This is a genomic window from Microbacterium sp. CIAB417 (assembly GCF_022788845.1).
In genome coordinates this window covers 434,256-449,468 of the sequence record NZ_JAHZUT010000005.1, presented here as the reverse complement: position 1 = coordinate 449,468, position 15,213 = coordinate 434,256, and the positions used below count along the sequence as shown (strand labels likewise).

General features: G+C 70.2%; 15 protein-coding genes. 2 read left to right on the top strand and 13 right to left on the bottom strand.

The annotated features are described in order from the left end of the window. Nucleotides 1-24 precede the first annotated feature (24 nt). The 12 genes from KYX17_RS22965 to KYX17_RS22910 all read right to left on the bottom strand — a co-directional run bounded on the left by KYX17_RS22965 (nucleotide 25) and on the right by KYX17_RS22910 (nucleotide 12,194). Nucleotides 25-1,419, bottom strand: a complete 1,395-nt coding sequence (locus KYX17_RS22965; protein ID WP_243229738.1) for an MFS transporter — start codon at nucleotides 1,417-1,419, stop codon at nucleotides 25-27. Between the two features lie 159 nt (nucleotides 1,420-1,578). Further along, a complete protein-coding gene (locus KYX17_RS22960; protein WP_243229737.1) occupies nucleotides 1,579-2,601 on the bottom strand; it encodes a D-isomer specific 2-hydroxyacid dehydrogenase family protein in 1,023 nt (340 codons plus the stop codon). Next, complete coding sequence (locus tag KYX17_RS22955; protein WP_243229736.1) at nucleotides 2,601-3,911, bottom strand: MFS transporter; 1,311 nt, start codon at nucleotides 3,909-3,911, stop codon at nucleotides 2,601-2,603. The genes KYX17_RS22960 and KYX17_RS22955 overlap by 1 nt, the downstream gene beginning before the upstream one ends. Nucleotides 3,912-3,947: 36 nt before the next feature. Beyond that, a complete protein-coding gene (locus tag KYX17_RS22950; RefSeq protein WP_243229735.1) occupies nucleotides 3,948-4,718 on the bottom strand; it encodes an SDR family NAD(P)-dependent oxidoreductase in 771 nt (256 codons plus the stop codon). Nucleotides 4,719-4,729: 11 nt separating this feature from the next. Continuing rightward, the gene (locus KYX17_RS22945; protein ID WP_243229734.1) at nucleotides 4,730-5,701 is read right to left on the bottom strand and encodes a 3-hydroxyacyl-CoA dehydrogenase family protein; all 972 of its coding nucleotides are present in this window, start codon (nucleotides 5,699-5,701) and stop codon (nucleotides 4,730-4,732) included. Between the two features lie 21 nt (nucleotides 5,702-5,722). Next, on the bottom strand, nucleotides 5,723-6,661 hold the full coding sequence (locus KYX17_RS22940) for a sugar phosphate isomerase/epimerase (RefSeq protein ID WP_243229733.1): 939 nt from the start codon (nucleotides 6,659-6,661) through the stop codon (nucleotides 5,723-5,725). Between the two features lie 243 nt (nucleotides 6,662-6,904). Further along, complete coding sequence (locus KYX17_RS22935) at nucleotides 6,905-7,627, bottom strand: GntR family transcriptional regulator (RefSeq protein ID WP_243229732.1); 723 nt, start codon at nucleotides 7,625-7,627, stop codon at nucleotides 6,905-6,907. 25 nt (nucleotides 7,628-7,652) lie between these two features. Beyond that, on the bottom strand, nucleotides 7,653-8,396 hold the full coding sequence (locus KYX17_RS22930; RefSeq protein WP_243229731.1) for a triose-phosphate isomerase family protein: 744 nt from the start codon (nucleotides 8,394-8,396) through the stop codon (nucleotides 7,653-7,655). A gap of 1 nt (nucleotide 8,397) precedes the next feature. After that, a complete protein-coding gene (locus KYX17_RS22925; protein ID WP_243229730.1) occupies nucleotides 8,398-8,853 on the bottom strand; it encodes a ribose-5-phosphate isomerase in 456 nt (151 codons plus the stop codon). Nucleotide 8,854: 1 nt separating this feature from the next. Further along, nucleotides 8,855-10,576 (bottom strand): dihydroxyacetone kinase family protein, encoded by a 1,722-nt coding sequence (locus tag KYX17_RS22920; protein WP_243229729.1) that lies wholly within the window; start codon nucleotides 10,574-10,576, stop codon nucleotides 8,855-8,857. A 69-nt stretch (nucleotides 10,577-10,645) separates the two neighbouring features. After that, entirely contained in the window at nucleotides 10,646-11,590 is a 945-nt protein-coding gene (locus KYX17_RS22915; RefSeq protein WP_243229728.1) for a hypothetical protein, read from the bottom strand. 4 nt (nucleotides 11,591-11,594) lie between these two features. Continuing rightward, a complete protein-coding gene (locus KYX17_RS22910; protein ID WP_243229727.1) occupies nucleotides 11,595-12,194 on the bottom strand; it encodes an NUDIX hydrolase family protein in 600 nt (199 codons plus the stop codon). Nucleotides 12,195-12,223: 29 nt separating this feature from the next. Here KYX17_RS22910 and KYX17_RS22905 point away from each other — a divergent pair, with 29 nt between their 5' ends. Beyond that, nucleotides 12,224-12,874 carry an alpha/beta hydrolase gene (locus KYX17_RS22905; protein WP_243229726.1) on the top strand — a complete coding sequence of 217 codons (651 nt, stop codon included), beginning with the start codon at nucleotides 12,224-12,226 and terminating at the stop codon, nucleotides 12,872-12,874. A 3-nt stretch (nucleotides 12,875-12,877) separates the two neighbouring features. Here the strand turns inward: KYX17_RS22905 and KYX17_RS22900 are convergent, their stop codons facing one another. Continuing rightward, complete coding sequence (locus KYX17_RS22900; RefSeq protein ID WP_243229725.1) at nucleotides 12,878-13,165, bottom strand: hypothetical protein; 288 nt, start codon at nucleotides 13,163-13,165, stop codon at nucleotides 12,878-12,880. Between the two features lie 311 nt (nucleotides 13,166-13,476). Between KYX17_RS22900 and KYX17_RS22895 the strand changes: the two genes are divergently transcribed. Continuing rightward, complete coding sequence (locus KYX17_RS22895) at nucleotides 13,477-15,129, top strand: ABC-F family ATP-binding cassette domain-containing protein (RefSeq protein ID WP_243229724.1); 1,653 nt, start codon at nucleotides 13,477-13,479, stop codon at nucleotides 15,127-15,129. Nucleotides 15,130-15,213 lie beyond the last annotated feature (84 nt).

The following is a 15,213-nucleotide window of genomic DNA, read 5'->3' as shown; positions in this document are numbered from 1 at the left end:
GCGAACGGGTCGTAGCGGGGCGCCTCAGTGACCGGGGACCTGGTCCTCGACCAGCAGCGCGTCTGCCTTGGCGCTGAAGTAGCGCGTGGCCCACATGAGGATCGCGCCGAGGAACGCGAACACGCCGAGCGAGACGACACCCCACGCTCCGCTGTCGGTCGGCACGGACTCGTTCACGCCGGTGCGCATGATGGGGGCGACGAATCCGCCCAGGTTTCCCAGCGAGTTGATGAGCCCGATGCCCGTCGCCGCCGCGGCGCCGGTGAGGAACGACGTCGGGAACGACCACGTGATCGGTCCCGTCGACAGGAACGCGGCCACGGCGATCGTGATGGCGATGATGCCGAGCAGGCTCTGCCCGTTCGCACCGGCCCAGGCCGAGACGAGGATCGCGACGCCCGTGATGAGGAAGAACAGGGTCCCCCAGTTGCGGCGGCGCTTGACCGAGGTCGCGAACTTGCCGACGTAGTAGCAGGCGAACAGGCCCACCGCCCACGGGATGGCCGAGACGAGCCCGACCTGCCAGCCGACGTCCTGTCCGATGAGGCCGGACACCTGCTGCGGCAGGTAGAACGTGGTGCCGTACACGGCGATCTGCAGGCAGAAGTAGATGATCGTGAAGTACCAGACCTTCCAGCTCACCAGAGCCGGCCAGATGCCTCGTGGACCGTCGGACTCCTTGACGGAGTCCTCGTGCTCCATGACCGACTTCAGAGCGTGCTTCTCCTCATCCGTGAGGAACTTGGCCTTCTGCGGCGAGTCGACCAGGAAGTAGAAGGAGGCGATACCGGCGACGACCGCCATCATGCCCTCGACGAAGAACATGACCTGCCAGCCGGCCCACGGCGTGAACTGGTCGCCGAAGCTGATGAGCCCGCCCGACAGCGGCGCACCGAGCATCTGGGAGAACGGCTGCGCCAGGTAGAACAGCGCGAACATCTGCACGCGGCGCTTGTTCGGGAACCACTGCGCCAGGAACATGATGACACCCGGGAAGAGACCGGCCTCGGTCACGCCGAGCAGGAAGCGCAGGATGATGAACATCGTCTCGCCGTTCACGAAGGCGAACAGCGATGCGACGATGCCCCACGTGATGGCGATCCGGGCGAGCCAGAAGCGGGCGCCGAACTTGTCCAGCAGCAGGTTCGACGGGATCTCGAACAGGGCGTAGCCGATGAAGAATATGCCGGCGCCGAGCGCATACGCGCCGGCGGAGATGCCGCGGTCGACCTCCATGGCGGCTTCGGCGAATCCGACGTTCGTGCGGTCGAGGAACGCCACGAAGTAGAGGATGATCAGCATCGGCATCAGGCGGAACGTCGCCTTGCGGATGCCGCTGGCGAGGTGCGGGCTGTTGAGCAGGCCCTGCGCGACGGTGACGTTCGCGCGCGTCGTCTCGCCGAACTCGGATGAGGACACGATGAGGCTCCTTTGAGCGGTCGGGTGGGTCGGGTGGGTGGGGGGGACAGGCCTCAGCTTCCCAGCGCCGGGATGATCATGACGAGGCCGACGGCCACGCAGATCACTCCGAGCACCAGGAACGCGATGCGGCCTTTGGACCAGGGTCGGGACATCAGGTCACCGTCCTCTCGTCGGGACGGTGACGGACCGCCACTTCTCGTGTTCGAGAGCGCGGGGATTGAGAACCGTACGCGGCGCTCCGCCGCGGGACGCCGTGATGATGGCGTGGTTCGCACTGGCGACGACGGCCTCGGTGTAGTCCGCGGTCCAGCACAGCGCATGAGGAGCGAGCGTGACGTTCTCCAGAGAGAGCAGCGGATCGTCGGGAGCCGGCGGCTCAGGCTCGAAGACATCCAGTCCCGCGGCGCGGATCGTTCCGTTCTGCAGAGCAGCCGTGAGCGCATCCTGATCGATCAGAGCACCGCGCCCGACGTTGACGATGGCGGCCGTGGGCTTCATCCGGGCGAGCTCCGCGCGCCCGATCATCCCGCGGGTCGATGCGTTCAGGGACGCGCACAGGACGACCACATCGGCGTTCAGCGCCTCCCCGAGGGAGACCAGGGGAACGCCGAGGAGCTCGGCCTCGGGGCTCGATCCGCGGCGATTGACGCCGATGACCCGAAATCCGGTGGCGAGGAGCATCCGGGCGAGTTCTGCGCCGACGCTCCCGAATCCGACGATCGCGACAGTCGAGCCATCGGTCGCCGTACCGCGCCAGCGCCCGCGATCGCCCCAGCGGTCCTCCGTCACGATCGTGTGCTTCTGCACCAGGTTGTGCGTGACGGCCAGCACGAGAGTCAGCGCGGCCAGCGCCAGCGGGCGCCGGATCGCGTCCGGTGTGTTGGTCACGATCACGCCGGCATCGCTGCAGGCGTCGAGGTCGATCGTGTCGTATCCGGCTCCGAACCGCGCGATATGCCGCAGGCGGGGCGCCGAGGCCAGGGCGGCCGCACCGAATTCGCGATGTCCGAGCGAGTACACGGCGTCGAGTTCCGCGAGGTCCGCGTCGGTTTCCGGGTGCGCGTCGATCACAGACCACTCCACGCCTGCGGCTTCCAGGTCGGCAAGACCGAGATCGCCGTGGACGCTCGTGCCGTCGGGCTCGATCGCGTCATCGGTGATGCCGAGTCGATACGTCATCAGGACTCCTTCGGGACGGCGGACATGGGCCGGCGGACGAGAACGGTGTAGGCGACAGCGGCAAGCGCCGCGATGATGCCGCCGATGATGAACGACGGCGCGTAGGACCCGGTCGCGTCGGCGATGATGCCGGTGAGCAACGGCGCGAACGCCCCGCCGAAGTAGCCGCCGAAGTTCTGGATCGCGCCGACCGACGCGACCTGCGACGAGTTGACGATGTCACCCGGCATCGCCCACGCCGCGGCCTGCATCGTGGCGACGAACCCGAGAGCCACGGTCATGACGATCATGGCGAGAGTGAGATCGCCGACGAGCGGGATGAGGCAGATCAGCGCGCCGGCGACGATCGCCGCCACCGACATGACGCGACGCTTCGCCGTGAGCGGGTCGACGCCGGAGCTCTTCGTGTAGCGCGTCATGACCCACCCGCCCGTGATGCCGAGCACGGCGGCGCCCACGTAGGGCACTGCGGCGAGCCAGCCGGAGCCGGCGATGGTCACACCGCGCTCCTCCTGCAGGTACAGCGGCAGGAACACGATGAAGATGTTCCAGATCCAGATGACGCAGAAGAACCCGGCCATCATGCCCCAGACCTGGCGGTGCGCGAACAGCCGCAGCCACGGCACCTTCGCGGCGCCGGTGTCCTGCTTCTGCTCCTCGGTCTTGATGAGCGCGAGCTCCTCGTCCGAGATGTTGGGGTGCATGTCCGGACGCCGGTAGAAGATGTAGAAGGCCGCAGCGAGCACGAGACCGAGAACACCGAGGAACACGAAGATCGCGTGCCACCCGAAGGCGAGCAGGATTCCGGTCAGGATCGGTGGCGCGATCGCGGGACCCCACTTGGATCCGGAATCCCAGATCGCCGTCGCCTGCCCTCGCTCGGATCGCGGGAACCAGTCCGCAGTCAGACGTGCGCTGGCCGGACCGTTCGGGGCCTCGGCCGCACCCAGCAGGAAGCGGAAGGTCACGAAGTGCCACATCGCCGAACCGACCGCCATGAGTCCCGTCGCGATCGACCATCCGGCGATCGCGAGGAAGTACATGCGCCTCGCCCCGAGCTTGTCGACCAGCCAGCCCGCCGGGAGCTGTGCGAACGCGTACGTCCAGCTGAAGACCGTCCCCAGCAGGCCGATGTCGGTCCGCGTCAGCCCGAGCTCCTCGATCAGTGCCGGCGCGGCGATCGAGATCGCGCTGCGGTCCATGTAGTTGAGGATGCCCGCGGCGAGTGCCCAGGCGAGGATCCACCACCGCAGATTCTTGATGGTTCTGCGGGTGGCGGATTCTCGTGCGGGCGCGGTTGTCTGACTCATGTCACTCCTTTGTGGTGGTCGTACGTGCCGGGATCGTCAGTGCATGTAGAGGCCGCCGTCGACGTTCAGGGTCTGGCCCGTCACGAATCCGGCATCCTCGCTGATCAGGTAGGCGACCGCGGCGGCGATGTCCGTCGGGGTGCCGATGCGCGGCAGCACGCCGTCGGCGGCCATCGCGGCCTTGCGCTCGTCGGTCAGTGTGCCGCCCATGATGTCGGTGTCGATGGGTCCGGGCGAGATGACGTTCGCGGTGACCCCCACCGGGCCCAGCTCGCGCGCGATGGAGCGCATGAGCCCGATGACGCCGGCCTTGGATGCCGAGTAGGGCGTCTTCGAGAACGTGCCGCCGCCGCGCTGAGCGGACACCGACGAGATGCCCACCAGGCGTCCGACGCCGTTCTCGGCCAGGGTCCGCGCGACGCGCTGGGTGATCCAGTGCACGCCCTCGAGGTTGATCGACTGCACGCGGTGCCACTCCTCGGGCGTGACCTCGAGGTACGGGATCGGGGAGGAGACGCCGGCGAAGTTCACCAGCGCGACCGTCTGAGGCAGCTGCTCCTCGAGGGCGTCGACGGCGGCGACGGCCTGCTCGCGGTCGGCGACGTTCGCCCCGACACCGGCCGCGCGGACGCCGTGCTTCTCGGCGACCTCGGCCGCGGTGCGGGCTGCGGCCTCGCCGTCGACATCGATGATGCCGATGTTCCAGCCGCGCTCGGCGAGGTAGAACGCCGTGGCGCGGCCGATGCCTCGGGGGCTCGCCGCACCGGTCAGGATCGCGGTGCGCTCTGCGGGAAAGGGAGTGGCCATCGTCGGCTCCTTCAGCTCTGTGCGGGGTGGATCGGGGCGGGGCCGAGCTCGTCGACGAGCTTCTTCATCGCGACGTAGGCCTTGTTGCGGTAGGCCACCAGCTCGGGAGTGCGATCGGCGGGGACGTCGAGGAATCCGGCGCCCGACTTCGTGCCGAGCTTGCCGGCCTCGACGAGGTCGGACAGCGCCTTCGGCGTCGCGAAGCGCTCGGGGAACTCGGTCTGCAGCGACGCGTAGCAGAAGGCGTACACGTCGAGCCCGGCCATGTCGGCGATCGCGAACGGCCCGAAGAACGGCAGCCGGAATCCGAACGTCGTGCGGACGATCGTGTCGATGTCCTCGGGGCTCGCGACACCCTCCTCGACGAGCTGGGTGGCCTCGTGGAACAGCGCGTACTGCAGGCGGTTCAGGACGAAGCCGGTGGCGTCCTTGACGCGCGCGGTCTCCTTGCCGGTCGCCGCGACGATCTCCTCGACGACGGGCAGGATCTCGGCATCCGTGCCGGCGTGCGGGATCAGCTCGACGCCCGGGATGAACGGCGCCGGGTTGGAGAAGTGCACGCCGAGGAACCGCTCGGGGTTGCTGACGGCTTCCGCCAGTCGCCCGATGAGGATCGTCGACGTGTTGCTGCCGATGACCGCGTCGGGGGCCGCGGCCTCCGAGATGCGGCGCAGGGTCGCGTGCTTGATCTCGATCTTCTCGGGCACGGCCTCCTCGATGAACGAGGCGCCGGCCACGGCATCCTCGATCGTCGCGGCGGTCAGGCGCTCCGCGATGATCGCGGGAGCGTCGGCCGGGAAGAGACCGTCCGCGGCGAACTGCTCCGCCTCGGTGATGAGACGCTCGCGGTTGCTGCGGGCGATGTCGATGTCGACGTCGGCGATGCGGACGTCGGCGCCCGACAGCGCGAGCGACTGCGCGATGCCGCCGCCCATGTATCCGCTGCCGATCACGGCGTAGACGGGGCGTTCCTGTTCAGTCATGTCAATCGTCTCCTGTCGATGTCAGACGGCGTCCGGGAGGAGCGTCCGCAGGTAGTCGCGGTTCGTGGCGCACACGCCGAGGCTGTCGCCGCCGTACTGCTCCATGAGGAACGGGCCGCGGAAGCCGATCTCGATCGCGCGCGCGACCATGGCGCGGTAGTTGATCAGCCCGAGTTCGAGGCTCGTCGGCACCGAGGTCTGCCACGTGCCGTCGGCGGACTCGTCGCGCGTGTAGTTCTTGACGTGCCAGTAGTTCGCGTACGGCAGGGTCTTCTCGTGCATCTCGCGCCAGTCCTCGATCGGACGGTGCAGACGGACGAGGTTGCCGATGTCGGGGTTCAGGCCGACGTTGTCCAGCCCGATCTCCTCGATGAGGCGCACGGCGCTGTCGGCGGTGCCGAGGTAGGTGTCCTCGTACATCTCCAGCGACATCGGCAGACCGACGGATGCCGCGTGCTCGCCGAGCTCGCGCAGGCGCTTGACCGCGAGCGCGCGAGTCTCGGCGTCATCGGGGTCGACGGGGCCCTGCGCGGTCCAGAACCACAGCGCGCTGCGCTGCGCCTCGGTGAACGGCTGGTGCAGCCCGGTCGAGAACACCTGCATGCCGAGCTCGGCGGCGGCATCGATGGCGCGGTGCGCGTAAGCGAGGTTCTCCTCGCCCTTGCCCGGCTCGATGACGCTCTGGCGCTGGACATGGACCGAGATGAGCTGGACGCCGTGACTGCCGGCGATCGTCTTGAGCTCGTCGCGGCGCTCGGCGGTCAGCTCCGATGGGCGGATGTGGCTGTCGGCGATCTCGACGGCCGTGAAGCCGAGACGCTCGATCTGGCCGAAGACGCCGTCCCAGGTCTCGGCGGACGCATCGTGCATGCGCGTCCCGTCGGGGGCGACGGGTGCGAACCCGTGCATGCAGACGGCGATGGGCCAGTTCTCACTGGTGAGGGGCGACGTTGCGGTCATGACGACTCCGTTGACGATTCTCTCCGACTTCTCGTCGGTCTTCATAGATCCTATAGGAAATAGAGCAACGCGCAAGCGCGCCTGCAACGGCCCCTGACTCACGCATCCAGAACAGCCGTGTCGCCTCTTTTGCGACACCTTTCGACAATTGCGCCAGGAAGTATCTGTGGCGGATGCCGAGAAGTGTCGCGAAACCTGCAGGGGGCTGGGAGGGACGATCGGACGATCGAGGGGATCGGGCGGTCAGGCCTGCTCGAGGTCCAGAGACCGGGCGCGCACCTGCTCGATGTGGCGCGTCATCAGTCGCTCCGGAGCATCGGGGTCTCCGCTCGCGAACGCGTCCACGATGGCCTCGTGCTCCGCGATCGCCTCGCGCACGTCGGTCACGCCGTGCATGGCGGACTGGCGCATCCGATGCAGCTGCGCGCCGAGGGAGTCCGACATCTCGTTGAGATAGCGGTTGCCGCAGTGCTGGAAGACGACGCGGTGGAACGCGGCATCCGCGGCGAAGTACGCCGTCGTCAGCTCGACATCCGACGACTCCGCCCGCAGGGCCGTGATCACGCGCTCGCCGATCCGGCGATGCTCCTCCTCGGCGATGCGCAGCTCCTCCAGCATCTCCTCGGATGCCGGCGTCGCCAGGCGTGCGGCCCGCGCCTCGAGCATGATGCGGGCCTCGAACAGCTCCTGCAGCTGTGCGAGCCCCAGCGGCGGCGCCACCCGGTACCCTTTGAGCGCCTCGCGCGTGACGAGTCCGGTGCGCTCCAGCTGCACCATCGCCTCGCGCACCGGGGTGGGCGACACGTCGAGCTGGCGGGCGATCGTGTCGATGGACAGACGCTCCCCCGGCGCCGCCTCGCCGCTCAGCAGCAGCTGCAGGATCCGCTCGTACACGTGATCGCGCAGCCCGCGCCGCTCGATCGTCGTCTCGAGGCCACGCAGTCCCCCGTCGCGCTCTCCCGCCATCCGTCTTCTCCCTCGCACCCGGCGCTCACGCCGTCAGTGATGCCGCTTCATCGAGAATGGCACGAACCGCGGCCGGCTCGTGCGCGAACCGGCCGAGGAACAGGCCGTCGACGCTGTCGGCGATGCGCGTGAGCAGACCAGGACCGGCGCTTCCGCCGTAGATCACCGACGCGTCCGCCCCCGTCTCCGCCCGCAGCCGGGCGCAGACGCCGCGGATGTGCTCGGGCTCCGCCGGCTCCGGGGCGCCGATCGCCCACAGCGGCTCGTACGCGATGACGATCGGACCCGTGATGCCGGCGTCCGCCGCATCCGACAGCGCGGAGCGGATCTGCGCGAGGCAGACCTCGGCCGCGGAATCCGGATCCCTGCGGTCGGTCTCGCCGACGCACAGGATCGGCGTGAGTCCGTTGCGCAGGGCCGCGTGCGTCTTGGCGGCGACGACCTCGTCGGTGTCGCCGAACATCCGCCGCCGCTCGGCATGGCCGACCTCGACGAAGCGGCAGCCGAGCTCGGCGAGCACCGCCGCGGACACCTCGCCGGTGAAGGCGCCGGCATCCTCGGTCGCGACGTCCTGCGCTCCCACGGCGAGCGCGCCGGCATGCTCGATCGCCGCGGGAATCGACGGATACTGCGGGATCACGAACGCCGTGACGGACTCGCGGGCCGGATGCTCGGCGAGGATCCCGGCGACTTCCGAGACCCACTGCACGGTGCGTGCGTGCGAGAAGTACATCTTCAGGCTCGCGCCGATGAGCATCCGCCCCGCCATGTCAGCGGCCTTCGTAGGCGCAGATCTCGTCGACCTTCTCGGCCGAGGCGCTCTGCGGGTCGAACGTGTACGTCAGCCATTCCTTCGCCAGTCGGCGCGCGAGCTCGATCCCGACGACGCGCTGCCCCATGCAGAGCACCTGCGCGTCGTTCGAGAGCACCGAGCGCTCGACGGAGAACGAGTCGTGCGCCGTGACGGCGCGGATGCCGCGGACCTTGTTCGCGGCGATCGCGACGCCGAGACCGGTGCCGCAGATGAGGATCGCCCGGTCGGCCTCGCCGGCGGCGACCTTCTCGGCCGCTGTCGTCGCGATGGTCGGGTAGTTCGTGTGCCCGTCGGCGTCCACGCCCACGTCGACGACGTCGGACACGAGCGGGTTGCTCAGCAGGTCGGCTTTGATGCGCTCCTTGTAGTCGAAGCCGGCATCGTCGGAGCCGATCACCAGTCGAAGTGCCATGTCAGTCATCCCCCTTCAGGATGTCGAGGACCGTGTGAGTGATGAGCGCGAACGAGACCGCGCCCGGGTCGGGAGTGCCGAGGCTCTTGTCGCCGTGCGAGCGGGCACGGCCGAGCTTCGCTGTGAGCTGCGCCGTCGCCTCGGCGGCTTCGGTCGCGGTCTCGGCCGCGGCCGTCCAGGCGGTCACGAGGTCGTCGCCCGCATCCAGCCCCTCGGCCAGGCGATCGGCGAACGGGACGATCGCGTCGATCATGGTCTTGTCGCCCACCGTGGCTTTGCCGAAGGACATCACGGCGTCCTTCATGCGCGCGACGCCGGTGCCCACGGCCGCGGAGTCGACGCGAGCGTCGTCGCCGAGCGCCGTGCCGAGGGCAACGAGCATCTCGCCCCAGATCGCGCCGGAGGTCCCGCCGCCCTTGTCGGCCCACGCGTCGCCCGCATGCTGCAGGGTCGTGCGCGCGCCGGCCGCGCCGTCCACGGCTTCGGCGGCGGCGGACGCGGCGGCCCGGCTGCCGCGCTGCATGCCGATGCCGTGGTCGCCGTCGCCGGCGATGCGGTCGATGCGGCCGAGCTCCTCGGCCTCGGCATCCAGCATCGCGGCCATGGCGGCGAGCGCCCGGCCGATCGTCCCCGCGGCTTCGCGCGACTCGTCGGTCGAGGGCCCGATGACGAGCTGCTCCTCTTCGGCCGCGACGGCGTCGACCGCGATGCGCCCCTCGACCGCCCCGCGACGGAACGCCGGAGTGTCGCAGGCGGCGTGCCAGTGCTGCTCGAGCTCGTCGTCGAGCCACAGCAGCGTCAGCGAGACGCCGGCCATGTCGAAGCTCGTGCAGAACTCTCCGACCTCGGGCGAGACGACGGTGATGCCGGCCTCCGAAAGCAGACGGTCCACCTCGGCGTAGACGACGTAGAGCTCCTCGTACTTGACGCTCCCCAGGCCGTTGAGGATGGGCACGACGCGCGCGCCGTCCCGATCGACCCCATCGGGGATCTCCGCCAGCAGCGAGCTCACGAACAGCTCCGCGAGGCCGGCGGCCGTCGGCACGTCGATCTCGTCGATGCCCGGCTCGCCATGGATGCCGAGGCCCACGGCCATGCGCCCCTCGGGCACCGTGAACAGGGGCTCGTCGGCGCCGGGCAGCGTGCACCCGCTGAAGGCGACGCCGAGCGAGCGGGTGCGCTCGTTCGCGGCGATCGCGAGGCGCTCGACGTCATCGAGACCGAGACCGGACTCGGCGGCGGCACCGGCGATCTTGAAGACGACGAGGTCACCGGCGATGCCGCGGCGCTTCTCGCGCTCGGTCGCCGGGGCGCTGGAGATGTCGTCCGTCACCGTGACCGTTCGGCAGTCGATGCCCGCCGCACGCAGGCGCTCCTGCGCCTGCCCGAAGTGCAGGACGTCTCCGGCGTAGTTGCCGTAACTGAGCAGGACTCCACGGCCCTCGTGCGCCGCCGTGGCCACGGAATGGACCTGATGCGCGGACGGCGAGGCGAAGAGGTTCCCCATCACGGCGCCGTGGGCGAGGCCGGGACCGACGAGTCCCGCGAAGGCGGGATAGTGCCCGCTGCCGCCGCCGATCACCACCGAGACCGTGGGCTGCGCCCCTCGGGTGGAGCGGACGACTCCGCCGGTGACCGGGCGGACCCATCGGGCGCTCGCGGCGACGAAGCCGGCCTGGGAATCGGTGGCGAAGTCATCCGGATCGTTGAACAGGCGCGTCATTGCGATCTCCTTAGGCGCGAACAGGCACGGCGCTTCCCGAACCTCGTGGCAATCCTATAGGAAATTGGATCAAACTGCACCCGTCTCCGCGCCGGCCTCCGCCAGCCAGTCGGCGTCGGCCTCGCGATAGTCCTCGGGGATCGCTGACGCGGGCATCGAATCGAACACGCGGTGCCACGACTCGGCACGGGCGAGCGCCGCGAGTCGATGCGCGTCGGGGAGCGCGGCGCGCAGCCGGTTCAGGGGCGCGAGGTCGCTCCACACCTCCAGCGCGGCATCCGCCACGCGCTGCACGCGCGGATCGCCCTCGGCGGCGCCGAGCGAACGCGCGCAGACTCCGAGCGGGACGCGCAGGGCTGCGAGGGGGGACGCGGCGACGGCATCTCCGAAGTCGAAGAACCGCACGCGTCCGTCTCGCGCGAAGGCGTTGTCGTCGTGCAGGTCGTTGTGGTCCAGCGCCAAGGGGAGCCCCAGCTCGGCCACCCGCTCCCCCGCGGCGCGTGCCTCCCCGAGGGCGCGGGCGACGCCGGGACGGAACTCCGCCGGGATGCTCCAGGTGTCACGCGCGCACTCCACGTACCCCTCCGCGTCCGCGGGGTCGAGCGCCGTCATCGCGAGCTCGCCCAGATGAGCGACGGACGCTCTCGCCAAGAGCATCGCCTCGCGCACGAGCACCTCCCAGCCCGCGACATCCATCCCGCCGCTCGCGCGGACCGTCGGACCCTGGTCGGCGGTGAGCAGCAGATCGCGGTCGACGTCCACGGCGACCGGCGGCACCACGCGCTCGGGATCCACGCGCGCGAGCACCGCGACGATCCGCGCCTCCTGCTGCTGCCCAGGGCAGTTCTGCTTGACGAAATGGACGCCCGACTCGGACTCGACCCGCCACACCGCAGCCCAGGGCCGATCCTTCACGCGGCGCATCGAGACGACCTCGCCGACGCCGCTCGCCACCCAGTCGCGGAGGTCGTCGAGGAACTCACGGGACGCCCAGACGTCCGGCGTCCAGGTCACGTCGCTACCTCAAGAGGCCCAGGCTCGCCAGCGCCTGGCGGATGAGCGTGCCGCGTCCGCCCTCCATCTCGGCGGACACCTCGTCGGATGCCGCGTCCTCGGGCGAGAACCACGTCACCTCGAGCGCATCCTGCCGGGGCTCGCACGTCCCCGTCACCGGAACGACGTAGGCGAGCGACACCGCGTGCTGCCGATCGTCGTGGAAGGCGCTCACGCCGGGGATCGGGAAGTACTCGGCGACCGCGAACGGCACCGGCTGCGCCGGCAGCAGGGGGAACGCCATGGGTCCGAGATCGTTCTCGACGTGCCGGAACAGCGCGTCCCTGATCGTCTCGCCGAAGCGCACGCGACCTGACACGATGGTGCGCGTCATCTCGCCCAGCGGCGTCGAGCGCAGGAGGATCCCGACCTCGGTGACCTGGCCGACGCCGTCGGTGCGCACCGGCAGCGCCTCGACGTACAGCATCGGGAGCCGGCGCCTCGCCTCGGCGAGTTCGAACTCACTCAGCCAGCCCGGATTGCCGGCGTCCGCCGGCGCATCGCCGAACCGCGGGAGGTCGTCGTCGGAGTCCTCGGGTTCGGGGTCGGGCGTGCGGACGGTCATGGGACATTTCTATCAGGCAGGATGGTCGCGTGGATGAGGAACTGAGGATCGACCCCGCCGCGACGCGCTGGACTCCCGGCGAGCGCTCGGGACGTCCGCTGCTGGTGCTCCTGCACGGCTACGGGGCCGACGAGCACGATCTGTTCGGGCTGGTGCCGTTCCTGCCGGAGGGGATCGACGTGGCGTCGGTCGCTGCTCCCCTGACACCGCCCTGGCCGACGCCCGGTCGATCCTGGTATCCGATCGAGGGGCTGACCGCGCGCACTCCCGACGCGACGACCGCGGCCGCCCGTGCCCTCCTCGCCTGGGTGGATGCCGAGGCCGCCGGCGCATCGTCGGTGGCGCTGCTCGGGTTCTCGCAGGGCGCGGCGGTGTCGCTGCAGGCCCTGCGCCTCGAACCGGAGAGGTTCGACGCCGTCGTCGCGCTCAGCGGCTACGCCACGCCGGGCGACCTGCCGCGGGACGCCGAGCTGGCCGAACTGCGACCCGCGGTGTTCTGGGGCCGCGGCACGCACGATGACGTCATCCCGGCCGAACTGATCGCGCACACCGCCGCCTGGCTCCCCGACCACGCGGACCTCTCCGGCCGCGTCTACCCCGGCCTCACGCACAGCATCTCGGAGGACGAGCTCGCCGACGTGCGCGTGTTTCTCGAGAAGTGGGTGCAGGCGAGCGCCTGAAGGCTAGCCGTTCCGCGGCTCGTCGTCGTCCGGCCCGCGTTCGCCGTCGGCCTCCGGGGCGTCATCCGGCGCGCCGTCGTCCTCGGCATCCGCTTCCGGAGGCCGGTGCCGTCCCGCCGCCCCGAAGGCCACCGCGAAGCCGACACCGATCGCGATGCCCAGCGCGATGCCCACGCCCATGTTTTCCAGCGCGACCCCCATCGCCACGCCGACGCCCATCCCGAGCGCGATGCCGATCCCCCAGCTCGCGCGCTGACGCGCCTCGTGCGGACTCATCCCGTCATCAGCCATGCCCCCACGCTACGCAGGCGCCCTCGCCCCGGCATCCCCCGCACGACGGACCCTGCAAGCCGGACGCGACACGCCCGGGTTGCACGCACGGGAGCGCCCGGGTATCCTCGACGAGTCCTGTCCGCCGTGTCTGGAAGTCCCTTGATCTGAATCGTCGCCTCCGCGCCCCTCTTCCCGCGCGCTGACCCGACGATCCTTCACGGACACGGCATCCTCCGTCCCCTCCCCGGGGATCTCCCTTTCGCGGCCCCCGACGGCCCGGGGGCGAGGAGCCCCGGTGTCAGTGCACCCCGCACTCGACAGGAGACACCATGTCAACCCCGACCCTTCACGCATCGGTCACTCTCGACCGCGTCACGTTCACCTGGCCAGACGGCTCGATCGCCCTGGACGCGGTGTCCGGATCCTTCGGCGCCGGACGCACCGGCCTCGTCGGACGCAACGGCTCCGGCAAGTCCACGATGCTGCGGCTCATCGCCGGCGAGCTCGCACCGACCTCCGGCACGATCAGCACCAGCGACGAGGTCGCGTACCTTCCGCAGCGGCTGACGCTCGACACCGGGCGGAGGGTCGCCGAGCTCCTCGGCATCGCCGACGCCCTCGACGCCGTCCGCGCCATCGAGTCCGGAGACGTCGACCCCGCGCATTTCGACGCGGTGGGCGACGACTGGGACATCGAGGCGCGGGCCGCGGCGTCCCTCGCGGAGGCCGGCCTCGATCCTTCGTTCCTGGACCGCCGAGTCGGGGAGCTCTCGGGCGGTGAGGCCGTCCTCGTCGCGATCGCCGGCATCCGCCTGCGACGCGCGCCGATCACGCTTCTCGACGAGCCGACGAACAACCTCGACCGCGATGCCAGGGCGAAGCTGGCCGACATGGTGCGCTCCTGGAAGGGCACGCTGATCGTCGTCAGCCACGACCTCGCGCTGCTCGAGCTCATGGACGACACCGCCGAGCTGTACGCGCACACGTTGAGCGTGTTCGGCGGGCCGTACTCCGCCTGGCGCGCATGGCTGGATGCCGAGCAGGATGCCGCCAGGCAGGCCGAGCGCGATGCCGCGCAGACCCTGAAGAAGGAGAAGCGTCAGCGCATCGAGGCCGAGTCCAAGCTCGCCACCCGCGCCCAGATGGGGCGCAAGGCCTTCGAGGAGAAGCGCGTCCCGAAGATCATCATGAACGGTCGCAAGCGCGCGGCCCAGGTCTCGGCCGGGAAGCTGCGCACGGAGGTCGCCGAGAAGGAGGCGGTGGCCCGCGAGGCCCTCGACGCGGCGGGCCGGCGCGTGCGCTCGGACGACTCGATGAAGATCGAGCTGCCCGATCCGCTGGTCTCGCGCAGCCGCCGCATCCTGACGATCGGCGACGGCGAGCGCGAGTGGATCGTGCAGGGACCCGAGCGCGTGGCGCTGATCGGACGCAACGGCGCGGGGAAGACCACGCTGCTCGAGCGGCTGGTCGCCTCCGGCGCGGATCTCGCAGAACAGCACGGATCTCGCAGTGGCCCAGCGGATTCCGGCGAGAAGCCCGCCGCTCTGCGAGCTCTCGCCCACACGGATCGGATCGGGTACCTGCCGCAGCGCATCGACGGGCTCGACGAGACGCGCTCGGTGTTCGACAACATCGCGGCGAGCGCACCGGGGATCGGAGAGAAGGAGCTGCGCAACCGCCTCGCGCGCTTCCTGATCCGCGGCGGGACGACCGACCGTCCGGTGGGCGCGCTCTCCGGGGGCGAACGGTTCCGGGCGGCTCTGGCGAAGCTGCTGCTCGCCGATCCCCCGCCGCACCTGGTGGTGCTCGACGAGCCGACGAACAACCTCGACCTGGACACGGTCGATCAGCTCGTCGAGGCGCTGCGCGCCTACCGCGGCGCCGTGCTCGTCGTCAGCCACGACGACGCGTTCCTCGAGCGGCTCGACGTCGATCTCACGCTCGAGATCGACGAGGAAGGGGCGCTGGTGCAGGTGAGCTGAGAGGCCTCGGCAGCGCCCGCCCCGGCGGGCCTGGATAGAAACCGGCAGCCCGGCGTCGACCCGGGAACCCGCCCGCGCCAATGC